The sequence below is a fragment of the Pseudoalteromonas luteoviolacea S2607 genome (assembly GCF_001625575.1).
Classification (GTDB): domain Bacteria; phylum Pseudomonadota; class Gammaproteobacteria; order Enterobacterales; family Alteromonadaceae; genus Pseudoalteromonas; species Pseudoalteromonas luteoviolacea_E.
In genome coordinates, this window is sequence record NZ_AUXV01000025.1 from 1 (window position 1) to 22,820 (window position 22,820).

Below are 22,820 nucleotides of genomic sequence, written 5' to 3' on the forward strand. Positions count from 1 at the left end.
CAAGTCCAGTACAACCCACCAATTAAAATCCGTTATGCGGTTGGATACTAATCCACAAAATCTATATTCGGGTTGTTAGCTCAGTTGGGAGAGCATCGCCCTTACAAGGCGAGGGTCACTGGTTCAAGTCCAGTACAACCCACCAATATATAAAATGTAATTTGGGTGATTAGCTCAGTTGGGAGAGCATCGCCCTTACAAGGCGAGGGTCACTGGTTCAAGTCCAGTATCACCCACCAAATTACACAGTCCCGGGTTGTTAGCTCAGTTGGGAGAGCATCGCCCTTACAAGGCGAGGGTCACTGGTTCAAGTCCAGTACAACCCACCACTCTACTTTCACTTCAAGTAATAATTTCCAGATTTTTATGTTCAAGCTAGTGATTTCTTGTTCTGATAGTCATCTTTTGACGAACTATTTTAAAACTTAAAAGAAACGACTAGACTAAAAACATTGAGAGCAACACATTTAGATCACTATGCCAGTTCAACCATTTGTTAATTCAAAAATTTTAATTGTGGAAGAACAACCTCTGGCGCTTAGTTATTTAAAACAATCGCTGGAACGCTTGGCTTATCGCAATGTATTTATTGCAGAATCCGCTGCTGTTGCCAAAGAAAGCTGTCAGACTAATAAATTTGAACTTATTATCTGCTCTTTTGATTTAAGTAAGCGCCAAAACGGCTATCAGCTTTATGAAGAGCTTTTAAAAAAACGATTAATCAAACGCTGTACCGGGTTTATTTTCACTTCGGCAGAGACCAGTCCTGAGCTCGTACATAGCGTAGTAGAGCTACAACCTGACGACTTCCTTGTTAAGCCTTTTACGATTAAAGATCTTAAAACACGCATTGAGAGGATCCTAAAAAGAAAGCAAGGCCTCAGAAAAATCTACACGCTCATAGATGACGAGAACTACTCTAAAGCACTCAAGTTTATTAATAGCGAGCTTGACGGCCAGCAGCATGCTTATTCCGTTATGCTACTTAAACTCAAAGGGGAAACTCTATTAAAGCTAAAACGCTTTGATGAGGCTAAACAGTTTTATAAATCAGCGCTAGAGTTACAAAAATTCACCTGGGCCAAGTTAGGCATGGTAGAAGCACTCATTGCAAATAATGAAGACTTGACCGCTCAAAAGTTTCTTAAAGGACTTATAGAAAAGAGCGAAACTCGCCTTGCAGCGCTGGATCTGCTTGGCCGCTTGGAAATTAAGCTTAACCAATTTGAGCACGCCCAAAAGGCCCTGCATGAAGCTTCGCAAATTGCACCTCGGAATCTGTCACGGCAAAAATCACTCAGTACCGTTGCAATGATCAATCACGATTATGAGTGCAGCTACAATGCGCAAAAAGAAATCGCCAGTTTTGCGCGCTACTCTATTCACGACAGCCCTGAGGTATATCTCAATGCAGCACGAGCGGGAATCGACTTTGCGTTAGCAACAGATCAACATGAACAAATCCAAAAAATCACCCGACAGACTCAACAGTATTTAACTGATTTGAAGAAGCAGTTTCCAAACGCAATAAATCAAACACAGGTGGATGTTCTTAACGCGCGAATGCACTACTTGAAGGACGAACATAAGAAAGCACGTCACCTAATGGAACAACTTGAAGACGAACCGGTCATCCGCTCTGTAGACGCAGCATTAGATAAAGCCAAGGCGTTCCATGAACTCGGTTTTCAGCATAAAGCTCAAGCCTTGTTTGGGCAAATCATAGAACATTGTGAACGCCACCAAGCCCAAGAAGATCCAGTGATGATGCGCTACTTACATCAGCAACATGATGAGCGCAAGGATATTACAATGGGCCCCAAAGAGCTCAATAATCATGCCGTCAAGCAATTTAATAAGGGAGAACTTGATGTCGCCTTGGAGGCATTTTCCCAAGCGTTTAGAGTTATGCCTAAAAACGCGAGTATTGCCCTCAATTTACTACAGTGTTTAACCGATGCGACGGGGAAAAAAGGCATCACCTTTAATACTAACTTGGCTAAGAAGTGCTTAAAGGTTTTACAAGATTCCGAACTGGATTCAGAGCAACTCACTCGCTTCGATAAGTTACTTGCACAAATGAAAGAAATGGGGTTAGCTCATTAAAATATCAAGTTAAAACAAGGGGCTTATTAACCCCTTGTTTAACATTAACTCACCGTTTCTTGCTTGACCATCGCAAGAGCATTCACACAGTATCTTAACCCGCTAGGCTTTGGACCGTCAGGAAATACATGGCCTAAGTGAGCATCACAAACGTTACACACAATTTCAACGCGCGCCATACCATGAGAGTTATCTAATATGTAAGCTACCGCTCTAGGATCTGCAGGTTGTGTAAATGAAGGCCAACCAGATCCACTTTCGAATTTCTCATGCGCATCGAAAAGTAACTCACCACAGCAAGCACATTCATATTGACCAGGTTCAAACAAACTACATGATTGCGAACTGAACGGCCTTTCAGTGCCTTTATTGCGAGTAATATGAAATACAGAAGGCTCTAGTAAAGCTTGCCACTGCATCAAACTCTTCTCAACCCTTCGTGGTGGTGTAGGGTTGCCCTCGTTGGCCAATTTGAGGATATCTTGCCAAATTAACATGTTGATATTCCTAGTAATATATTATTGTTAATGTTTTCAGCTAATAACACTATTTCGCCTCTCTCGATGTATGGATACACCCTACACTAACTTCATGACATATCTAGGTCTAAACAATACCAGTTCCTATATATTTAACAACTGGTATACATCAGGTGAGCTTTAACAGTAAGTCATCATATCACTCGTGACTTCTCATTAAATTAAATAGGCAGACTCACCACTAAAATCGTCATAGTTTACGTTCACGAGAACGACAAAACCCTACTTTACATTTAGGCTTTTGGTCGCTTTTGCGTCAAGCTATTTGGCTTCTGGTTCCGGCCAATCACTAAAAAAACACGTTAAGTAACGGCTCTGAATTAGATACAAAGTGACCCATGAAACCAGTACTATCTGACTCGCTAGATAAAATGAAAATTGGTAGTAACCATTTGCAGCTTGCATTAAAAGCCAGCCGAGATCTAACACTGCTGCAATAAGCAAAGGCCAACGCATGTACCCCCAAAGCTCTCCCCAGCGGGTCGAACTGCTTGGGCGACGCATTGAGAAAACCAGTGCAGGCAATAGCGCAATAGCTGCGATACTGATGGCGACAAAGAAATTGCTTTTGGCAGGGAAAAATAGGCTCATAATATCCAGATCAGGGCGCCAAGTCAGCGCCGACATGAGCCAAATTAAAAAGGGGCGTAAGAGCACAATTAAAGTCAAATTAAAGCCAATTGGTGTTCTGTAGACACCATGCTTGTCCCAATATTCTGGTCCAAAGCGACCCATTAATTTACTCACACTGCCCCCACTTGTTTACTTAACCTTGATGCTTTTCAAATAACGCGATCAGCGCAGCTTCATCCATAATGTCAATGCCCAGATCCTGTGCTTTAGTCAGCTTAGATCCCGCCTTTTCACCCGCAATTAATGCATCTGTATTTTTCGATACACTGCCCGCAACTTTAGCACCAAGTGCTTGAAGTCGCGCTTTTGCGTCATTTCGGTTTAACTCACTCATGGTACCAGTTAACACATACGTCAAGCCCGCAAGCGGTTGTGCTTGCTCTGTGGGCGCTGCGATTTCTGGCCAGTGAATACCGACTTCCAATAGCTCTGAAACAACTGTCTGATTATGCTGTTCTTTGAAAAACGCATTGATATGATGTGCAACCACGACGCCCACATCACTCACTTCCTGTAAGCTTTCAATGGTGGCATTCATTACGTTTTCAAGGGTTAAGTAATGGTTTGCTAAATTTTGGGCCGTCGCTTCGCCCACTTCACGTATGCCCAGTGCGTATAAGAATTTAGCTAAAGTAGTTTTCTTACCTACCTCAAGTGCACCTACCAAGTTTTTAGCCGATTTAGGCCCCATGCGCTCCAGCGACTCAAAGTGCCCTTGGCGTAACTTAAACAACTCAGCAGGTGTCTTAATTAGCTCTCTATCCACCAGCTGCTCAACAATCTTATCGCCAAGACCATCGATATCGAGCGCTTTGCGAGACGAAAAGTGCTTAATGGCCTCTTTTCTTTGCGCCTGACAAACTAGCCCACCGGTACACCTTGCAACAGCTTCACCTTCAATGCGCTCCACATGAGAGTCACAGACAGGACAAGTATCAGGAAATTGGATCTCTTTGGTGTCATCAGGCCGTTTATCTAAAATAACTTGCGTGATCTGTGGGATCACATCCCCTGCACGGCGAATGATCACATGATCTTTTACTTTGATACCTAAACGATCTATCTCATCTTGATTGTGAAGCGTCGCATTGGAAACTGTCACGCCTCCCACAAAAACGGGCTCTAGGCGAGCAACTGGCGTAATGGCACCGGTGCGCCCTACTTGAAATTCAACATCCAATAACTGAGTGACTTCTTCTTGAGCTGGGAACTTATACGCAATGGCCCAGCGCGGCGCACGCGCCACAAACCCAAGCTGTGACTGTTGCTGTTTGTCATCGACTTTAATAACGACGCCATCTATTTCGTAACTAAGCCCATCACGGCGATTTAGAATGTCTTGATAATAACTGATTGCCTGTGCAACACCTTCAACGCGTTTGGTTTCAGGACACATGGGTAAACCCCACTGCTTTAGCTGTTCGAGTTGACCAAAATGCGTATTGTCCAGCTCTGCACCTTCGATTGTGCCCATAGAATATGCGTAAAACATCAGTGGCCGTTGAGCCGTTATCTTTGAATCTAGTTGACGCAAACTTCCTGCTGCTGCATTACGTGGGTTAGCAAATGTCTTTTCATCTTTGGCCAAAGCGGTTTCATTTAGACGATCAAAGCCAGCCTTATCCATAAATACTTCACCACGTACTTCCACCTCAACAGGGATATTTTCCCCTCTTAATCGCAGTGGTATATTGCGTATAGTCTTCACATTTTCAGTGATGTTTTCGCCAACTTGGCCATCACCACGCGTCGCCGCTTGTACCAGTACACCACCTCGATACAAAATCGATACCGCTAAGCCATCTAACTTTGGCTCACAACAAAAGTGCAGTTCATTACTTTCTAATAAACGCTCTTTTATACGACGGTTAAACGCATTGAATTCATCTTCACCAAACGCATTATCAAGCGATAACATGGGCACTTTATGTGTAACTTGTTCAAACTTGCTTAATGCCATTCCCCCGACTTTTTGCGAAGGAGAGTCAACACTCAAAAGCTCAGGGTGTTGCGTTTCTAGATCTACCAGTTCGCGCATTAGCCTATCGTATTCAGCGTCTGGCACTGACGGCATATCTAAAACATAATATTTGTAATTATGATCTTCTAATTGCGCCTTTAATTCATTGATTCTATTACTGATAGATTCCGACATTTCAACCTCTTAATAACACAAAAGCCACCGGCTAATACCAGTGGCTTATTTTATCTTTTGCGCTTGTTAAGTACAAAGCACAACGCATAGTTACATGCTATGCTGCAAACTCACGTACTTTTTCTACATATGCTCGTATTGTATCGACAGTTAATGGCTCGCGTGCACTATCTAGTACCTGCGCACCAAACTCATCTGAAAGCTTTTTAGCTGCGCCATGAAGCATATTAAATGCAGCCATGCTGTCGCCTTCACAAGGTAGCGTCATAAACAAACTCACACCAGCGGTGCTAAATTGTTCCATATTGTCTATATCGAATGTACCTGGGTTGTACATATTCACTAAACGAAATAGCACCGGACCATTACCAGACGACTCAAGGTGGCGATTGAAGAAACCTTCTTCTGAATACTTAAAACCTAAGCTCAGAACACTAGGTAAAAGTTTCGAACCTGCCATTGTAAGCCCTTCAGGCATTTGAATATGCAAGATAATAAAGTCTTGGGGTTCTGGCGCGGGTTGCGATGCAGAGTTTGTTTCTGATGCCTCTTGTTGTTCTTCATCAGAATCGTGTAAAACAGGCTCTTCAATTGTGGCTTTAGGTTCTTCTTCTACTGCCGTAAAGCTCATATCGTTAAGTTCTGGCTCTGATGTTTTCACATCATCCATCGGTGCTGGTACATCCTGTCTGCTACCATCTTTATCTTCTTTTTTTCTAACAGACCATAACCCATGAATCAGTAATCCACCTATGATCAACGCACTGATCACGATTAATGCCCATCTTAACTCTGTGGCCATTGTTCACCTTTACTTATTATGTATGTGCCATCTGCACTGCTTGTTCTATGTCCACGGCAACTACACGAGAAACCCCTGGTTCCGCCATAGTTACCCCCGTTAGCCTTGCGGCCATTTCCATCGCCACTTTATTATGGCTAATATAAATAAATTGTACCGCCTGTGACATTTCTTCTACTAAACGGCAAAAACGCCCGACATTGGCATCATCCAATGGTGCGTCTACCTCATCCAGCATACAAAATGGGGCTGGATTCAATCTAAAGATAGAAAATACCAATGATAATGCGGTCAACGCTTTTTCTCCACCACTTAGCAAATGAATTGTCGAGTTTTTCTTTCCTGGTGGTCTTGCCATTATAGTAACACCACTTTCTAACAAATCATCACTAGTGAGCTCTAAATAGGCACTCCCCCCACCAAAAACTTTTGGAAACAGCTCTCCAAGTGAGCCATTAACTTCATCAAATGTCGCCCGAAAGCGCGTTTTTGTCTCTCTATCTATTTTTCGGATGGCGTTTTCAAGCGTTTCTAGTGCCGCAGTTAAGTCATTGAGCTGCTCATCAAGGTACTTTTTACGTGCCGACGCTTCATCATACTCTTCAATAGCGGCTAGGTTCACAGCCCCCAGCATTGACAACTTTTGACTTGTTGCAGTTAATTTACTTTGATACACACCTTGCGTCATATCTTTATTTAAAGTCGCCAGCACACCTTTTAAAGTTTGCTTTAGTTCTAGAAGCGGCTCTAATGCAGACTGCGCTTTTACTACTAGACTTTGCTCTTGTAATTGGAGTTGCTGCTTTTGCTCCTTCAGCTTTAGGCTTTGTGCTTGTGAGTCCTGTACTGACAGTTGCTTGTCAGCAAGCTTTTGTTTCGCGGTGGTAACTTCTGCATCAAGCTGCTCCAATTGTTCCTGCTGCGCTTGATGACTATTAACTAGCTTTTGGATTTGTGCTTTAATTTCTTGGTTAGGCACCGCCAACTGAACTAACTGCGCCTTATTTGCCTTAAGCGATGACTCAAATTGCTCAAAGCTTTGTTTTAAATGCGCCGATTTTGTCGCACTTATTTGCTGAGCACTTTGCGCCTGCTGCAATGTCAATTTAGCTTGATGCACTCGCTCTTGCTGCTGATTTTTACGCAGTTGTACTTGGCTGTATTCTCGTTTGTGCTTTTCTACTGCATCTTTGCAATTGGTAACCTGGTGCTGTATTTGTTCCACTTGTTCCATATGCTGAGCTTGCAGCAAGGCTAAATGATCAATTTCTTTATGCTGAGTCACAAGCGCACTTTCAACTCGCTCTACCTCATTGATAAGTTGCTCTGATTGCAATTGCCATTGTTGATGCTGTTGCTCTAACATCTCTAAACGGCTTTTGCTGCCAGCCATTTCTTGTGCAATGCGGTGAATATCTTGTTTAGCTTGCTCGGTTTGGCTCGTCAACTCGGCCAAGGCATCTTGTAGACGAGTTAACTTGTCTTCGTTCTGACTCAGAGACTGCTGTAATTCAGGCAAAAGAAGAGACAATGCTTCGAGCCTCTCATATTTGGCAAGCTCGCTATTTTCATTGTCACTTGGTTGAGTAACAAAGTTTTCTCCGTACACTTCGCCCAATTCATCGATCGCGAGTATAAACTGTGAACATGGGGTAAATTGACATGGTTTACCCAACCATTTTATATGATTTAAGAAGCTGGGGTAGATCCCCGACTCTATCAATGCTGCGACACTCTCTGGGTGAGGTCGTGCCGTTACTCCCCACAAACCTTGTTGATGTGGCTCGTCTGCCAAACACAGCTCGGTAAGACCCAGTAATGCGCTTTCGACCACGTGCCTATACTCTGGGTGCACTTTTAATTGACTTAAAAAGCTCTGAGCTGAAGAAGGCTCAGATGTACCAAGCATTTCAGCCAACATCTCTTTTTCTGTCGCGGCCTCCATGTGCTTTTGTTTCAACTCACCTCGCTCATCTTCGCACGCTTTGACTTGGAGTTCACAGCTTTCTAATTTAGTAGCTAACTTTTGGGATACACTCTGCAGCGCCGCCATGTCTTTAACCAGAGCTTGTTGTTTGGCGCGTTCCATTGACAACGCTTTAGCACTATTTTGGGCTTCCAGTGCATCTCGCTTGGCGTGCAAATCTTTAAGCTTATCTTGCTGAAACAAAAGCGCCTGCTGGGCTTTTTGAAATGTACTATTATGACTGTTTAGCTGTGTTTGAGTTTTGTTTAATTGCTGCTGAGCATCCTCTAAATTTTGCTCTCCCTCTTGTGCAGTACTGTGCAGAGCGTCATAAAGCGCAGCTACTTCCTCCAATTCAGCTTCGCATATAGCCAAAGCTTCTGCGGCATCACTGCATTGTTTTTGGAGCGTATCGCACGATTGACTTTGCTCAGTTAACAGTTGCTGCGCATTTTCGTGTTCCTGCACAAGCTTAGTTTGTGACTCTGTTAACTCGGCTCGCTTTTCACCTAAGTATATTTTTTGTTGTTCCGCACGAGTGAGTTCAGTATGTGTTTTGTGTAGCGTTTGCTGCGCCAAATTTAATGCTTCAGCCAAATGATTTACTTGTTGCTCGAAACTGGCAATCACATCATTTTGTCCGCCATGCGCTTGTTCAAGAAAAGTCAGTTGCTCATCTAATTTGGCAATTTGTGCAACTTTTTGTTGCAGTTTTTCGTTAAAATCCTGCCACTTTAATACAGCCAGCTGACCTTTTAGGGTGCGTTCTTGCGCTTTCAACTCTTTATACTTACGCGCTGATTCAGCCTGCTTAGCTAACCTATCCAGTTGAGACTGCAATTCTTGGCGCATATCAAGTAAACGCTCTAAATTATCACGCGTACTTTTGATACGTGTTTGCGTCTCTCTCCTGCGCTCTTTATATTTGGATACACCAGCGGCTTCTTCTAAGAACACACGAAGTTCGTGTGGCTTACTTTCGATAAGGCGAGAGATCATCCCCTGTTCAATTATCGCGTAGCTACGCGGCCCTAAGCCAGTACCTAAAAATATATCGGTTATGTCTCGACGGCGGCATTTACTGCCGTTGAGGTAATATAGTGACTGGCCATCTCTCGTTACCAACCGCTTTATGGCGATTTGATTTCTATCCGCCAATGAGCCAGGTAAGGTTCCTTGAGTATTATCAAACATGAGCTCAACAGAAGCCTGAGAAATGGCTTTACGGTGTGTAGAGCCATTAAAGATAACATCTGTCATGGCATCGCCACGTAGATTTTTAGCCGAACTCTCTCCAAGTACCCAGCGCACCGCATCTATCACATTTGACTTCCCACAACCATTTGGACCCACGACACAGGTCATCTGATCGGGAAATGGGATCTTCATTGGATCGACAAAGGACTTGAAACCAGCCAGTTTAATGTGACTTAAGCGCATAGAGAGTTTTAATTATGAGACCAAAAGTTACTTACACGACTCACGCTACACTGCGCGGCGTATGTTATCAAGGATGATCCCTGTGGCCATCGCCACATTCAAAGACTCAGCTTCCCCAAACGCAGGGATCGTAATTGGCTGGTTAATATACTGGCTCAGATGAGGTCGAATCCCATGAGATTCACTGCCCATAACCAATACGCCACTTTGACTAAATGCAGTTTGGTGAACGTTTTCTCCATTTAAATAAGCGCCATAAATTGCTCCGTTATAGTGACTTAAAAAATGGGCTAAATCTGTACGGACGACATTAATACGGGCAAATGATCCCATCGTTGCGCTAATCACTTTTGGATTCAAGTGGTCGGCACAATCTTCGCTTACCACAATCTGCTTTAAGCCATACCAATCTGCTACGCGAATAATCGTGCCTAAGTTTCCGGGATCAGATACGCCATCCAGTGCCAATACTAAACCACTTTTATCGATGCTTTGCTGCTCAGGAATAGGCACAATTGCAATGGCAGCATTGTTGCTTACTAAAGTGCTTACTTTACTCAAAGCTTGCTCGTCGCACTCAGTTACTTTGCTGTTTTTCAATTCGTTTTGGTGAGTACTGATAAATTGAGGTGTTGCAAAAATATGCTGCACTTCAATTCGAGCAGCCAGCAGCTCTAGTACATTTTTTTCGCCCTGTACTAAATAAAGACCATGTTGCTTGCGGTATTTCTTTTGCGCCAGCGCTCTAACTAGTTTTTGTTGGTTTTTAGACAGCATACTCACCTCATTTGGTTAAGAAGCGAAGTATATACAGAATCAGGCATAAAAGGCAGTGTATTTACTGACAACCCACACTCTAGTCGCCCTGAATATCATCAAAGTGCGCAGATTGATTACTTTGCAGACACGTTGATAAGTGTTTACAATGTGCCACAAATAAAAGTTTATAGCTAAGGTTATGCAAAGCTTCGTGCTGAGTAGCATTTGTGCTTTGCAGATTTTCAATTTTCTGAGACGCAGTTATGTCCCCAGAGTTCAATGTAATTTTACTCAATGCAGCTATTTTACTAATAGCTTATTTCGTTATTTATCCGAGATATGCGGGTAACGATTTTAAAAAAATTTCGGCCCAAGACTTCATCGCATCTATGGTGTCATTGGGTGTGGTAGGTTCGGTGTATTTTGGCACAGGGGCTGAGTTTAGCTTGATTTGGTTCAACGTAACTTGGGCTTGGTTTACCCTGGTTACCTTCACTCTTATCGAACTCCCGCTATTTTACTGGTATGCCAAGCGGCACAACGTTAAGTTACCTTAAAAACTAAAAAAGGCATCATATAGATGCCTTGGCTTTAATTTACATTAACTTTGGGGGAACTGTTACATTTCTCTATGGTGCAGCACGCTTTCTACAACATCTTTAAACGCACTGCTCGATTTGAGTGCAGTGATAGTACGACTACTGCTTTTTACCATATCGATAAAATCAAAATAGCCGACAGCACTTGCTTGCTGACCGACCACTAATAAATAGGCTAGACCATCCTCTTCCATTGTCGCCATGATATCTCCCACTCTTGCATTCAATACTTGAGATGTAGAAATCTGGCGAAGTGCTGTTAAAGGCACCATCACATCACTGACAGTCAATTCATTGCGTTTACACCCTAACGCTTGTGCTTTTGCCAAAATAAAACGGCTGCCTAATTGCGCCATAGATATAAAACCTAAATGCAGCCCATTCATATCAATAACAAGCGCAGTCGCTTGGTGTGTTTTGTCTAATATCAACAAAACTTCATCGATAGTGGCGTATTGATCAACCTCTGTGGTTGGTAAAGGATGCAGAAATTGCTCTGCTGGCAATTGCTCTTGTACTTCGCCAGATGCGATTGCAGTCATTACATTAGAATTTGTTTTTGCTACGGCGTCAGTATTCACCGCATTTGTTTCAAGCGCACGATAATAGCTCATGGTTCACCTCACGATTATTAAACAATAAAATTTTAATTTAAGCGTGTTTAGTGAACAGGTGGGGCGCGGATTAACTTAGTAGAATGGGAACTAGATTGAGCGATTGAGCGAGTAATTAACTTACACTCAATGCAAGTATAATCATGACTTGAAGCACCAATCACCAAAGCGTCATCAAGGTCAATGTCAATAAACTGAACATCAATGTCAGTCAAGACTTCAACAACCTGCTGTCTTTCATCGGCCGCATTAGCACCCGCCGCCGTTACACATAGTAACGTCGCAAAGCTCAATGCAAATAGCACGTGAAAGATACGCATATTAGATGATTCTCCAAGTAAGTCTATGAATTAGTGTATGGACTCACTTCGGTGTTTACAAGGGGGGGCGATACACTATTTGCTCTGAAGAATTGTAAGAGAGTGTAACATTTACTCTCTAGCTACTGAATTTTATGTGATTTATTTGCAATGATGCAGATCAAAAAAGCACTACGTTAATTTTCAGAAGCGATTATAATAAAAAGCAACTGTTCCTAATTTAGAGTTTACGTATGCAATTAACAAAAGGGATGGAGTATTTCGTAGCTGGGTTTTCCATGCTGGGTCAAAAAGGACTTAAGCGTTTTGTTTTCATTCCGCTGCTGATCAATATTCTGTTATTTGGTAGCTCACTATTTTTTCTTTTTGATTGGCTTACTCAAGGTTTCGAATACCTCAGGTCAATGCTGCCGAGTATGTTAAGTTGGGTAGAATGGTTTTTATGGCCTTTGGCTATTATGATTATTCTGTTTAGTTACAGCATGGTCTTTACGGTTATCACCAACTTTATCGCCGCACCCTTCAATGGGCTGTTATCTGAAAAGGTCGAAATGCACCTCACAGGCCAAAAAATCAATGACGATGGCTTAGCAGATGTGCTTAAAGACGTCCCACGCATGGTCGGTAGAGAGTGGACAAAACTCCGATATTATTTACCTCGTGCTCTTATCTTTTTTGTTATGTTGTGGTTTCTGCCCGTTATTGGTCAGATTCTGTGGATATTGTTTACCTGTTGGATGTACAACGTGCAATACAATGACTACCCGTTTGATAACCATAAAATCAGCTTCAATCAAATGAAACAGGACCTAAAAGGCCAACAAGGATTATCTTATGGATTTGGTTTTGCGGTGTTCGTATTAACGGCTATTCCCTTTGTTAACTTAATCGTCATGCCTGCTGCGGTGTGCGGAGCAACCAAACTCTGGGTCGAAAACTACCGACACAACTATCGCTAGGCGCTCATATAAACGTCACAATTCATACCGATAATAGCTAAAAAAAACCATACTAGGACGTTATGAAAACTTTAGCTAAAATCGTAATAAGTACGGCACTGCTAAGCAGTGCCTACGCAAATGCCACAGCACAACTTGGCCCTCGCCCCTTTTATTTATTGGATCAAATGGCACCGAGTGCGTTAAAAACTAAGCTCTCTCGCTGCGTAAATAGACCTTTTTTTAAAAGCGACTTTTCTATCGGTCACCGAGGTGCACCAACGCAATTCCCTGAACACACAAAAGAGTCATATATTGCGGCAGCCAAAATGGGCGCAGGTGTTTTAGAGTGTGATGTGACATTTACCAAAGACAAAGAGCTCGTTTGTCGCCACGCACAATGTGACTTGCACACCAGTACCGACATATTAATGCGACCAGAGCTTGCAGCTAAATGTTCACAACCATTTACCCCAGCTGATCCTGAAACAGGCACTCTCGCAAGTGCACAATGTTGTGCATCGGATTTGACGCTTGAGGAGTTCAAGCAACTTAAAGGTAAAATGGATGGCGCAAACCCAAATGCCACGACTGTAGAAGAGTATGTGCAAGGTACCGCTAGTTGGCGCACAGACTTGTACTCTGCAACTGGCACGCTAATGAGTCACGCTGAAAGTATTGAGCTATTCAAGTCATTGCGCGTAAAAATGACCCCAGAGCTAAAAGCACCTCAAGTACCAATGCCATATGAAGGCATGACCCAACAAGACTATGCTCAAAAAATGATTGACGAATACAGATCAGCTCGCGTGCCGGCGCATCGAGTATTGCCTCAGTCTTTCAATATTGAGGATGTTCAGTATTGGCGTCACAACACGCGCTATGGCCGAAAAGGGGTTTATCTTGATGGTCGCTATGATGACCCGAAGTTTGACCCAAGCAATCCTCAAACATGGCAACCTTCCATGGAAGAGATCAAAGACAGTGGTGTGAATATTATTGCTCCGCCGCTTTGGGTACTGCTGACACTCAACGACGCAGGTATGATTGTTCCATCTGAGTATGCACGAGCAGCAAAGGCTGCGAACCTAAATATTATAACATGGACACTTGAACGTTCAGGGCTTATCTCCCAAGGCGGTGGCTGGTATTATCAAGGAATCAATGAAGCGATAAAATCAGAAGGTGATGTCTATACGGTTCTCGATGTACTTGCGAGACAAGTGGGTGTCAAAGGCGTATTTAGCGACTGGCCTGCAACAACGACTTTTTACGCAAACTGCATGAACCGTTATTAATTACGCGGTTGGGTAACATGATGATGCGCAGTATTTTGCGCATCATTTGATTGAGATTAAACTTCTATTGACTGAGCATGATTAAGTCGATTTGTCGGGTCTAATAACCGCTTCACTTGCTGCAGCCTAGGATAATTACCCTTGTAGTACAGGTACTGCCAATTTTGAATGTCAGTATCCGCATAATTGACATAGCATCCATCCATGACACCATCAGGTACAGGCCCACTTTTACCATACATTTTTTCGTAAAGGTTGTTCATCCAACCAATGTGGTAAGGATCTTGACCCGCCTCAAACCAATACGTTTGATATTGCAACTTCATCACCGAGCTGCGATGGGACACAGCAGTGTCAGAAGAGGAAGGCGCATTGATTTGGCCACCATATGATGAGATTTGCACCATACCTCCAGGGCTAAGATAGTCGCCATTACGTAACTCATCCCACAAAGTACGTATCTGGGACTCTGGAAATGGCTTGTTCATGTACGCCGATTTATTTTTACCTCGAGCACCAATCAATGGGCCCGCGTTATATTGCGTACCATACCACCAAGGTAAACTAAAATAACTACCAGGTGGGGTTGGGCGTGGCGGTGCATCTTCTTGGCTTTGTAGCCCCATATGATCGGAAGTACGCAGTCCAACTTTTGCTTGTGCTAATTGTGTTGACGAAAAGACGGCATCCAGAAACTCGTCTATCAATCCGGGATCTCCACTACTAAACAACTGGATACGAATATCGCCACTGCCGCCGACTGAATTCGGTACCGACATAGATGAGTGCAATGCATTAAAGCGACTTTCAGGCCCATTATTCTTCGTCCAAAATTCTCCGTAATTTTTCAGTAATGCCGCAAATTGCGTGTAGTCTAAGCTGGCCCAAGGGATCGCAACCTCTTGTGCGTGAACAAAGGCGGGGACATTAGGCAAATCTTTGAAGTAATATTTAGTAACTATACCGAAGTTACCCCCACCACCACCTTGATGTGCCCAAACTACCTCGTCAGCTTGTGAAGATTGTCCTTTAAAATACTTTCTAGGATAGTTCGCTTGCCCACCCCACTCATTGAACGAAACAAGCTCGACACCCGCTAAATAATCACTCGACAAGCCATATAATCGTGAGTGAATACCAAAGCCTCCACCACAAATATGGCCACCAATACCAACGCCAAAACATGAGCCTGCAGGAATGATTTTGCCAAACTCTTTAAACAAGGTTTTATAGGTATGCCCTAAGTTCGCCCCCGCTTCTACCACGTAGTAATCGCCATCTTTGTAAATGCGATCCATATTACTGATATCTATTACGACCCCATTATCATTATTCACGAACCCTTCATAACAGTGGCCACCAGCACGTACAGTGATCCGCTTTCCTAGTGCAATCGCATCCCTCGCGGCCATATAGACTTCATGTGCCGAACTACATGCGCCAATATAGGTTGGTTGACTCAAAAAGCGCATGTTCGAACCCAGTAGCATCGAAATATATCTTGGGTCATTACCATATACCTTATGGTATTGGCCGTACTCCCCTCGCGCCTGCGCTGATGTTGAATTCAGCGCAAGAGGCACAGCGCCAATGGCGCCTCCCACCGCTAACGACTTTTTCAAAAAGCTGCGACGGGAGGTGTACGCATTAGGCTGTGACGAGATACCTTTATCATTGTTATCCATTGTACTTTCCTTACATGTTATTGTTATCGACCACATAGTTCCGGCCACCAGCCAAAATCGGCACGGTGATATACATGGCTTTTTCAATGTAGCAATAAACAGAACAAGAACTGTATAGAAATTAGACTAAAGGATGACTTATTTTAAACGCACAAAGTCTAGCAATGACTTAAATTAATGAGACAAATCGTATGTAAGCACTCACATTAGAGTGTTTCAAAATATTTCTGGAAATTATAAAGAAGTAAAAGGAAACTGCCATTAGATGCTTAAATTGTGACAATTTTAAATTCGAAGTGCGCTATTTTAAACTCCCTAACTAATTAAGAGTTACGTCAAAGCTCTTTTATTTTTTTGTGAGATTCTCGAAAAAGCCGCCCGAACTTTAATTGCTTATAAAGCACCGGCGGCTCCCCCCTTATACAAAATTTAACGTAGTTATTTTACATTTGCTTCAACACGTTCCTTAACAAATTGATACCATTTATCAGACGTATCATTAATAACCTCTACTCCTTTAGCGTTTGACTTAAACTTAGGAAATAATAAATAGCCATAACCCAATCTGAAGCTAGCGGTTGTCTCACAGTTGGTTAGTATTTGACTTCGACCCACGCCATCTTTCCAAAACTTCTCATCTTTATGAAGAGAGAAATCAGTCATGAATTGATGTGATGCTTTTTCATCATATTCAAATGCTGGAAAGGATATGGTGAGTTGCTTTCTTTCACGTCCTTTTACAACATCAAGCACATTAAATGTGGTAGTAATGATCTTGTTTTCTAGCTTTTTGCTTACTGCTTTTACAAGGTAAATGTCAGCTGACTGTTGAATCATTTTCTCATGGTTTAACATATATTCATCAGATGCTGCTGCACATGCCTCTGACTCTTTAGCCGTTATAAAGCAAGTTGATAATACGATTATCACTGCATAACTTTTTAGTCTATTTAATATCATATTGATTTCCATAGTAGTGCACACCACGGCCCTCTCTAGGGATCTCACTATTGTACTTGTACATAAGGCTCTTAACATTTGGTATTGCAATGCCTCATTAGAGTGGCCAAAACATTGTTATTGTGTCCTTTAAGTTACTTGGAGATAAGGCAACATGCATCAATTCATGCTCTAGCAATCGTTTTAAAGAAGATTTATAAATATAGGAGGGTTAATAAAATTAAATTTGCAACATTTACTTCCCTATGAATGCAACAAATTAATATTAGCTATACAAGTTTTGTGGTACTTTTAATACCTGAATATGAACGGTAACCTCTTCACGGTCGTGATATAGATGTTTAGCTTGCAGTTTATATCCGACATTATAGTGAGCTAATTCATCATCGATAAGCTGCAAACACTCATAAACGCTGTCGAAACGCTTTTTCATTGGCAGTTTTAAGTTGAAGATTAATTCTTTAGCAAAGCCGTTTACTATCCAATCAATCATCAACTGAGACACTTTACTTGGTTTTTCAACCATATCGCACACTAACCAATCAATATTGCGCTTTTCTGGGCGGTATTTAAACCCATCTTCACGAAAGTGTTTTACTTGTCCGGTTTCCATCAACTTGTCATTCATAGGGCCATTGTCGATGGCAGCAACAAACATACCTCGTCTAACGAGTTGGTAAGTCCAACCGCCTGGACATGCACCTAAGTCAACGCCCCGCATGCCAGGGCGAGCCCGCTCTTCTTCTTGCTCTTTAGTTAAAAACACATTAAATGCTTCATCCAGTTTGAGCGTTGAACGGCTTGGACCATCCGCTGGCATTTTTAAACGTGGGATCCCCATAAAAAATGGTGAGTTATTGTCGCTGAAAGAATAACCCACGAAAGCAGTGTCATTTGCTAAAAACAGTACATGTAACACGGGCTTTTGTGGTTTTACATTGCGTGTTAACTTGTTTTGCTTTTCTAAAGATTTAGCCAGTGGAGTGGAGATTTTTTTACAAAATTTTGAGAGCTCTTTGCCCTCGTTTGTATCAGGCGTCTCAACTCTCAGATCACCACACAACGGAAAATCAGCAACACATTGTTTTATCTCGCCAACGCGATCTTCCAGTGGCATTTTAGATAACAGCGTGCCAGCAAACCACTGCCTAGCAAACACTAAGCTTTTAAAATCAATTTGCTTGATCAGTCTCTCAGCATCCTCTTTGGCAAAACACTCAAACGTCACAAACCCTGTATTAGGCTTTGCTTTCACGTAACCTGCTACACCTTGTAACTGAGCATGATGATTGATTTCAGCAGCAGCGTCGTTTTCAAACCCACTGCGACAATAAATTACAACACTCGACATTTAAACTGATCCCAAATTAAAACGACTGCTTAGCTGATTTATAAATTATTATCAGCCAACCAAAAATAAAACACATTCCACCCAATGGCGTGATTGGACCGAGCCATTTAGCTCCGGTTAACGCCAGCAGGTAAAGGCTGCCACTAAATAGCATTATACCAGCTATAAACAGATAGCCGGCCCATTTCATTTGCATACCCCATTTAATCAAAAGCGCCACCACGACAATCGCCAGGCCATGTGTCATTTGATATTCGGCTGCGGTCTTGAATACCCCCACCGCATATTCACTGACATGGTGCTTCAAACCATGTGCGGCAAACGCACCTAATGCGACAGACAACATGCAAAATGTACTACCAATGATTAAAAATAGTTTAGCCATTACATATGCCCCGAATAAATTGAATCGTACCATCCGCGGCGGTTTGCCGGTTTTGTTGCTCAGTAAAGCCACTTGCCTTTCGTGGCTTTAAGGAATGATCCCCATCAGGGAGCCAAACAAACTGTGGGCTCTTATCAAAAGACATATCTGAAATTTTGCTCTTAGTGCCAAATGTATCTCTTTCACCTTGTAAGACTAGAAAAGGGCACGAAATGTTACCAAAATGCTCAATTCTCAACTTTTCCGGTTTACCCGGAGGGTGGAAAGGGTAACCATATGCAATCACCCCACGTACAAACACTTGCGTCTCACAAGCCAACATAGAGGCCATTCGACCACCCATTGACTTGCCACCAATGAATAACGGCAGATCACTATCTAATTGAGATAACACCTGCTCATATCGATTTAACAGTTTTGGCGCTCTATCTGGTGGGCGCTTTTTATTTTGTGCCTTGGCAGTTTCCATATATTCGAAATCAAACAAAGCAACATTGACCCCAGCCAATGACAGCTTCTGAGCCATATCCTGCATAAAGTCAGAATCACTCCCAGCGCCCGCTCCATGCGCTAAAACAAGTTGAGCGATTGGCGACTTTGCTTCGAACCACTGTATTGCGACGGTTTCTGTCATTTTAACCTTCTTTTTATATCTGCTCTTGCTCTACCATCGAGAGCATCCAGTCCTTAAAAGAGACAATTTTACCCAACTCAGCTTGAGATTCACGACATACTAGGTAGTACGCATTTTTACTTTCCAAACTGTGACTAAACGGAATGACTAATCGGCCTGCATCTAAATCAGGTTTGGCAAGTACGCTATTGCCTAACGCCACCCCCTGCCCGTGGACAGCGGCTTGCAACACCATAGAAGAGTGGCTAAAAATAGGGCCCGTATTGGCAGGCACATTTCGTACCCCCGCCGTTTTTAACCAAGCTTTCCATGAGCGGCGTGTGGTATCGTGCAACAAATTATGATTGGCAAGATCATTTGGCGTGTTAAGCGGCTTTGGGCCATTTAACAGTAACGGACTACACAATGGCACCAAGTATTCAGTGTGTAATTTGTGGGTCTGAACCCCATTCCAATTGCCTCGGCCATAGTATATGGCCACGTCCACATCGTCCGTCAGTGAGTTTTCGTCTAAATCTTGCGCTTTGATACGCACATCAATATCGGGGAACAGCTCATTGAATTTACTTAACCTAGGAACTAGCCATTGGATTGCAAAACTTGGCGTTAAACTCACTGTCAAAGAACCTTTCGCTCCTCGGGCAAGTAGCTTCTCGGTTGCGTCAATCAATTGAGAAAAGATATCTTTTATATCTAAAAAATAGCCCTGCCCTTCCTCTGTAAGCAGTAATGAGCGATTTTTCCTCAAGAAAAGCTTTAACCCTAAATGCTCTTCTAATGTTTTTATTTGATGGCTTATCGCAGCCTGTGTAACAAATAACTCTTCAGCAGCTTTGGTAAAACTCAGGTGCCTAGCTGCTGCTTCAAACGCTTTTAAAGCATTCAGCGGTGGTAACCTTCTCGACATAGCAGGACGCCTTTACATGTATTTAAAGTCGGGGTTATTTTGAACTGAAGCGTAACTTTGCTTCTTTAAAGTTACGCTGAGCCTAATGCAATCAGCTTAAAGGCTGGCACTCGTATCGAGCGGGTCAAAGCTCTTTACTAGTTCATCTACCGATTTCATTTGCGTCAGGTATCCTTCCAATTTTGCCAATGGAAGTGCACAAGGACCGTCACATTTAGCAACGTTTGGATCTGGGTGAGCCTCAATAAAAAGACCCGCTAGGCCAAGCGCCATACCACTACGTGCTAGCTCTGCGGCTTGTGCACGACGACCATCAGCTGAGTCTGAGCGGCCACCAGGGCGCTGTAATGCATGCGTCGCATCAAAAATAACCGGAGCCATATGCTTCATGTCATCCATACCCAGCATATCAACGACTAAGTTATTATAACCAAAGCTGCTACCACGCTCACAAAGAATCACCTTTTCATTACCAGCTTCATTAATTTTTTTAATGATGTGGCGCATTTCATGAGGTGCCAAAAATTGTGGTTTTTTCACATTAATAACAGCACCCGTTTTCGCCATTGCGACAACCAAGTCCGTCTGCCTAGCCAAGAATGCTGGCAATTGAATTACATCCGCTACTTCTGCTACAGGTGCAGCTTGGAAAGGTTCATGTACGTCAGTAATCACAGGTACGTTAAAGGTGCGCTTAATCTCTTCAAAGATTTTTAACCCTTCTTCCATACCTGGGCCTCGATATGAATTGATCGAAGAGCGATTCGCTTTGTCAAATGATGCTTTGAATACATAGGGAATATTCAACTTTGAAGTCACTTCAACATAATGTTCAGCGATTTGCATCGCCAAATCTCTCGACTCCAAAACATTCATACCACCAAAAAGTACAAATGGCTTATCGTTAGCAACTTCGGTTGTTCCAACTTTTATTATTTGTGTATTCATATTCAATTCCAAATTTAACTACATACGCTGAAAGGGTTTATCATTCCACCCAGCATATTTTGTATACGTTTAGCAAGGTTTAGCTCTTTTACATAACAGCTTGTCCATGACGCAATTAAACCATGCCAATACTTGAATCTTTAATTATATCTTAAACTTGTGGTAATAAACGGGTGGGATACTAAGTTTAGGCTGAGCACTTTGCGAGTCTCAAATACTATAAAAATAAGCCTTGATAGAAATTTACACTCACCAGTAAACACTACCAATGTTGATGTGAGAACAGTAATTCGCTCAGTTCAGTCCACATACAAACACACCAACCTTTATCACCGATAATATTACCACCCTTTAGAGGATATAATTTAACGGTCACTTTGACTACTCACTGATAGTCGATATATGGACTCAAACTTTCACTTTTTTACTTAAATATTTGCGTACGCTTACACATTGCATTAATGCAAAATATTATTGTGATCTGCAAGCTCTTCAATTTGGCTTTGAATGATGTCTATTGTCGGGTCATCAGGGCATTCATCGACAAAGTACTGCAGATCATCTTTTGCCATTTTAGGGCAATTAAGTTGATTTAGTAGATAGCCGCGATCGCGTCTTTCATATGGGTCATCACCCAGTAGCTCCATTAGCAGCTCAACACAACTTAAAGCGTGACTGAATTTTTCCGCAGCGATAAAAGACCATTTTTGTTGAGCTAAATATAGTTTGAATGCTTCATCACCGATGATGAGCTCCATGGGTTCTTGATCTTTCTCACCATCGTTTTCTGGCGTGATATACCAAGATTGTTGTCCCGAGCTTGGATCAATGACGTAACCTTCTTCACTGCTCAAAGCGACATGTACCATCACTTCGCTTTCCATGAGCGCAATTGTTGCGTTAAACCCTGCCCGCTCTAATAAGTGGGTCAGTAATAAACCAAGAGCAGTGCTGGTTCCGCTACGCATTTTCAGTACATAGCCAATATTATTGAGCAAATACTCGGGTACTTTTTGCCCTGTGCCACTGAATACCCACTTGGTATAAAAGGTATCTAGCAGTAGATCAACACGTTTATGTAAATCTTTTTCTTTCACACACATATCATCAATAGATAATTCAAGTTCGGCAAGCAAACACAGAGTCTGCTCAGTATCAGCTTGTGCATCCCAACGTTGCTCAGCATAAATACTTCGAAGCAATGCAGGAACTGAATAATTCGCGCCTAACTCTTGTTGTTCATCAAACCAGGTATCTGTCATAGACTGTACTGCTAACCCATGTGTAAATAATAAGGACGTAGTGTAACACTTTTTAAAGCATACCCAAGTGCTATTTTTGATAGGCACCATGTGAACTGGAAACATACAGTCCACACGGTAGTTTAGTTTTGGAGTCTAACTATAAAATAAAGGCGTTTTTAGTCCCTGCAAGATAGCCTATCGCAGCGATGATAGCCGTTGCGCCAATTAGCGCGCCTATTTGTTTGGGTTTATGGGTAGACTTTGCAATCACGAATCCCAACCCTATATAGCCAAACACTAAAACAATTTTTTCTAATAACCACGGCTGTGAGGTTGGCGTTAGCCCAGCCAGAACAGCAAGGTAAACAGCAGAGATCAATAATAGTGTGTCAGTCCCGTGGCTGGCTATGAAAACGGCTTTTTTACCAGCAAGCTTACCCGATACCAAACGAGATATTGAGCGAGTGTAGAACAATGCCACACTAAGAATTGCAAAAGCCATATGTGTATGTTTTAAAGCGATATAATCCACATCAA

Annotated in this window: 21 protein-coding genes and 3 tRNA genes; 7 read left to right on the forward strand and 17 right to left on the reverse strand. The window is 42.5% G+C overall.

Annotation, left to right across the window (positions count from 1 at the left end):
* The first annotated feature begins 69 nt into the window (after positions 1–69).
* From N480_RS13540 to N480_RS13555, 4 genes are all read left to right on the forward strand, one after another.
* A tRNA-Val gene (locus N480_RS13540) sits at positions 70–145 on the forward strand.
* Between the two features lie 18 nt (positions 146–163).
* A tRNA-Val gene (locus tag N480_RS13545) sits at positions 164–239 on the forward strand.
* Between the two features lie 14 nt (positions 240–253).
* Positions 254–329: transfer RNA gene (locus N480_RS13550), tRNA-Val, on the forward strand.
* Positions 330–477: 148 nt separating this feature from the next.
* A complete protein-coding gene (locus tag N480_RS13555; RefSeq protein WP_063373034.1) occupies positions 478–2,106 on the forward strand; it encodes a response regulator in 1,629 nt (542 codons plus the stop codon).
* Positions 2,107–2,150: 44 nt separating this feature from the next.
* Here the strand turns inward: N480_RS13555 and msrB are convergent, their stop codons facing one another.
* The 6 genes from msrB to N480_RS13585 all read right to left on the reverse strand — a co-directional run bounded on the left by msrB (position 2,151) and on the right by N480_RS13585 (position 10,418).
* Positions 2,151–2,603: a peptide-methionine (R)-S-oxide reductase MsrB gene (gene msrB, locus N480_RS13560; protein WP_063373035.1), complete on the reverse strand. Its 453-nt coding sequence runs from the start codon at positions 2,601–2,603 to the stop codon at positions 2,151–2,153.
* Positions 2,604–2,906: 303 nt separating this feature from the next.
* Positions 2,907–3,380, reverse strand: coding sequence for a DUF2919 domain-containing protein (locus tag N480_RS13565; protein ID WP_063373036.1), 474 nt, complete (start codon positions 3,378–3,380; stop codon positions 2,907–2,909).
* Between the two features lie 31 nt (positions 3,381–3,411).
* Entirely contained in the window at positions 3,412–5,433 is a 2,022-nt protein-coding gene (ligA, locus tag N480_RS13570) for an NAD-dependent DNA ligase LigA (RefSeq protein WP_063373037.1), read from the reverse strand.
* A 97-nt stretch (positions 5,434–5,530) separates the two neighbouring features.
* On the reverse strand, positions 5,531–6,235 hold the full coding sequence (gene zipA / locus N480_RS13575) for a cell division protein ZipA (protein WP_063373038.1): 705 nt from the start codon (positions 6,233–6,235) through the stop codon (positions 5,531–5,533).
* Positions 6,236–6,251: 16 nt separating this feature from the next.
* The gene (locus N480_RS13580) at positions 6,252–9,641 is read right to left on the reverse strand and encodes a chromosome segregation SMC family protein (protein WP_063373039.1); all 3,390 of its coding nucleotides are present in this window, start codon (positions 9,639–9,641) and stop codon (positions 6,252–6,254) included.
* Between the two features lie 45 nt (positions 9,642–9,686).
* Positions 9,687–10,418, reverse strand: a complete 732-nt coding sequence (locus tag N480_RS13585; protein ID WP_063373040.1) for a TrmH family RNA methyltransferase — start codon at positions 10,416–10,418, stop codon at positions 9,687–9,689.
* A gap of 245 nt (positions 10,419–10,663) precedes the next feature.
* Here N480_RS13585 and N480_RS13590 point away from each other — a divergent pair, with 245 nt between their 5' ends.
* The gene (locus tag N480_RS13590; RefSeq protein WP_063373041.1) at positions 10,664–10,957 is read left to right on the forward strand and encodes a hypothetical protein; all 294 of its coding nucleotides are present in this window, start codon (positions 10,664–10,666) and stop codon (positions 10,955–10,957) included.
* 62 nt (positions 10,958–11,019) lie between these two features.
* Here N480_RS13590 and N480_RS13595 read toward each other — a convergent pair whose 3' ends face one another.
* Positions 11,020–11,613: a hypothetical protein gene (locus N480_RS13595; RefSeq protein ID WP_063373042.1), complete on the reverse strand. Its 594-nt coding sequence runs from the start codon at positions 11,611–11,613 to the stop codon at positions 11,020–11,022.
* A 47-nt stretch (positions 11,614–11,660) separates the two neighbouring features.
* A complete protein-coding gene (locus N480_RS13600) occupies positions 11,661–11,933 on the reverse strand; it encodes a hypothetical protein (RefSeq protein WP_063373043.1) in 273 nt (90 codons plus the stop codon).
* A gap of 233 nt (positions 11,934–12,166) precedes the next feature.
* Between N480_RS13600 and cysZ the strand changes: the two genes are divergently transcribed.
* Complete coding sequence (cysZ, locus tag N480_RS13605; RefSeq protein WP_063373044.1) at positions 12,167–12,892, forward strand: sulfate transporter CysZ; 726 nt, start codon at positions 12,167–12,169, stop codon at positions 12,890–12,892.
* A gap of 62 nt (positions 12,893–12,954) precedes the next feature.
* A complete protein-coding gene (locus N480_RS13610) occupies positions 12,955–14,169 on the forward strand; it encodes a glycerophosphodiester phosphodiesterase family protein (RefSeq protein WP_063373045.1) in 1,215 nt (404 codons plus the stop codon).
* A gap of 56 nt (positions 14,170–14,225) precedes the next feature.
* Here the strand turns inward: N480_RS13610 and N480_RS13615 are convergent, their stop codons facing one another.
* The 9 genes from N480_RS13615 to N480_RS13655 all read right to left on the reverse strand — a co-directional run bounded on the left by N480_RS13615 (position 14,226) and on the right by N480_RS13655 (position 22,815).
* The gene (locus N480_RS13615; protein WP_063373046.1) at positions 14,226–15,854 is read right to left on the reverse strand and encodes an FAD-binding protein; all 1,629 of its coding nucleotides are present in this window, start codon (positions 15,852–15,854) and stop codon (positions 14,226–14,228) included.
* A gap of 438 nt (positions 15,855–16,292) precedes the next feature.
* The gene (locus N480_RS13620; RefSeq protein WP_155732852.1) at positions 16,293–16,826 is read right to left on the reverse strand and encodes a hypothetical protein; all 534 of its coding nucleotides are present in this window, start codon (positions 16,824–16,826) and stop codon (positions 16,293–16,295) included.
* 253 nt (positions 16,827–17,079) lie between these two features.
* A complete protein-coding gene (gene rlmM / locus N480_RS13625) occupies positions 17,080–18,165 on the reverse strand; it encodes a 23S rRNA (cytidine(2498)-2'-O)-methyltransferase RlmM (protein WP_063373048.1) in 1,086 nt (361 codons plus the stop codon).
* Positions 18,166–18,181: 16 nt separating this feature from the next.
* Complete coding sequence (locus N480_RS13630; protein ID WP_063373049.1) at positions 18,182–18,550, reverse strand: DUF423 domain-containing protein; 369 nt, start codon at positions 18,548–18,550, stop codon at positions 18,182–18,184.
* Positions 18,543–19,184, reverse strand: a complete 642-nt coding sequence (locus N480_RS13635; protein WP_063373050.1) for an alpha/beta family hydrolase — start codon at positions 19,182–19,184, stop codon at positions 18,543–18,545. The genes N480_RS13630 and N480_RS13635 overlap by 8 nt, the downstream gene beginning before the upstream one ends.
* A gap of 13 nt (positions 19,185–19,197) precedes the next feature.
* Positions 19,198–20,091, reverse strand: a complete 894-nt coding sequence (locus N480_RS13640) for a transcriptional regulator GcvA (protein ID WP_063373051.1) — start codon at positions 20,089–20,091, stop codon at positions 19,198–19,200.
* Between the two features lie 96 nt (positions 20,092–20,187).
* Positions 20,188–21,039 carry a 3-deoxy-8-phosphooctulonate synthase gene (kdsA, locus tag N480_RS13645; protein WP_063373052.1) on the reverse strand — a complete coding sequence of 284 codons (852 nt, stop codon included), beginning with the start codon at positions 21,037–21,039 and terminating at the stop codon, positions 20,188–20,190.
* Between the two features lie 458 nt (positions 21,040–21,497).
* Complete coding sequence (locus N480_RS13650; protein ID WP_063373053.1) at positions 21,498–22,301, reverse strand: tetratricopeptide repeat protein; 804 nt, start codon at positions 22,299–22,301, stop codon at positions 21,498–21,500.
* A 139-nt stretch (positions 22,302–22,440) separates the two neighbouring features.
* Positions 22,441–22,815, reverse strand: coding sequence for a SirB2 family protein (locus N480_RS13655; protein WP_063373054.1), 375 nt, complete (start codon positions 22,813–22,815; stop codon positions 22,441–22,443).
* Between the last annotated feature and the right edge of the window lie 5 nt (positions 22,816–22,820).

Excerpts from the sequence above, each read along its gene's own strand:
- N480_RS13620 (WP_155732852.1), bottom strand. The coding sequence starts at position 16,826 with ATGGAAATCAATATGATATTAAATAGACTAAAAAGTTATGCAGTGATA.
- N480_RS13610 (WP_063373045.1), top strand. The coding sequence starts at position 12,955 with ATGAAAACTTTAGCTAAAATCGTAATAAGTACGGCACTGCTAAGCAGT.
- msrB (WP_063373035.1), bottom strand. The coding sequence starts at position 2,603 with ATGTTAATTTGGCAAGATATCCTCAAATTGGCCAACGAGGGCAACCCT.
- ligA (WP_063373037.1), bottom strand. The coding sequence starts at position 5,433 with ATGTCGGAATCTATCAGTAATAGAATCAATGAATTAAAGGCGCAATTA.
- N480_RS13635 (WP_063373050.1), bottom strand. The coding sequence starts at position 19,184 with ATGACAGAAACCGTCGCAATACAGTGGTTCGAAGCAAAGTCGCCAATC.
- N480_RS13580 (WP_063373039.1), bottom strand. The coding sequence starts at position 9,641 with ATGCGCTTAAGTCACATTAAACTGGCTGGTTTCAAGTCCTTTGTCGAT.
- N480_RS13585 (WP_063373040.1), bottom strand. The coding sequence starts at position 10,418 with ATGCTGTCTAAAAACCAACAAAAACTAGTTAGAGCGCTGGCGCAAAAG.
- N480_RS13600 (WP_063373043.1), bottom strand. The coding sequence starts at position 11,933 with ATGCGTATCTTTCACGTGCTATTTGCATTGAGCTTTGCGACGTTACTA.
- N480_RS13565 (WP_063373036.1), bottom strand. The coding sequence starts at position 3,380 with ATGGGTCGCTTTGGACCAGAATATTGGGACAAGCATGGTGTCTACAGA.
- rlmM (WP_063373048.1), bottom strand. The coding sequence starts at position 18,165 with ATGTCGAGTGTTGTAATTTATTGTCGCAGTGGGTTTGAAAACGACGCT.
- cysZ (WP_063373044.1), top strand. The coding sequence starts at position 12,167 with ATGCAATTAACAAAAGGGATGGAGTATTTCGTAGCTGGGTTTTCCATG.
- N480_RS13630 (WP_063373049.1), bottom strand. The coding sequence starts at position 18,550 with ATGGCTAAACTATTTTTAATCATTGGTAGTACATTTTGCATGTTGTCT.
- N480_RS13615 (WP_063373046.1), bottom strand. The coding sequence starts at position 15,854 with ATGGATAACAATGATAAAGGTATCTCGTCACAGCCTAATGCGTACACC.
- N480_RS13590 (WP_063373041.1), top strand. The coding sequence starts at position 10,664 with ATGTCCCCAGAGTTCAATGTAATTTTACTCAATGCAGCTATTTTACTA.
- N480_RS13595 (WP_063373042.1), bottom strand. The coding sequence starts at position 11,613 with ATGAGCTATTATCGTGCGCTTGAAACAAATGCGGTGAATACTGACGCC.
- N480_RS13640 (WP_063373051.1), bottom strand. The coding sequence starts at position 20,091 with ATGTCGAGAAGGTTACCACCGCTGAATGCTTTAAAAGCGTTTGAAGCA.
- N480_RS13555 (WP_063373034.1), top strand. The coding sequence starts at position 478 with ATGCCAGTTCAACCATTTGTTAATTCAAAAATTTTAATTGTGGAAGAA.
- N480_RS13650 (WP_063373053.1), bottom strand. The coding sequence starts at position 22,301 with ATGACAGATACCTGGTTTGATGAACAACAAGAGTTAGGCGCGAATTAT.
- kdsA (WP_063373052.1), bottom strand. The coding sequence starts at position 21,039 with ATGAATACACAAATAATAAAAGTTGGAACAACCGAAGTTGCTAACGAT.
- zipA (WP_063373038.1), bottom strand. The coding sequence starts at position 6,235 with ATGGCCACAGAGTTAAGATGGGCATTAATCGTGATCAGTGCGTTGATC.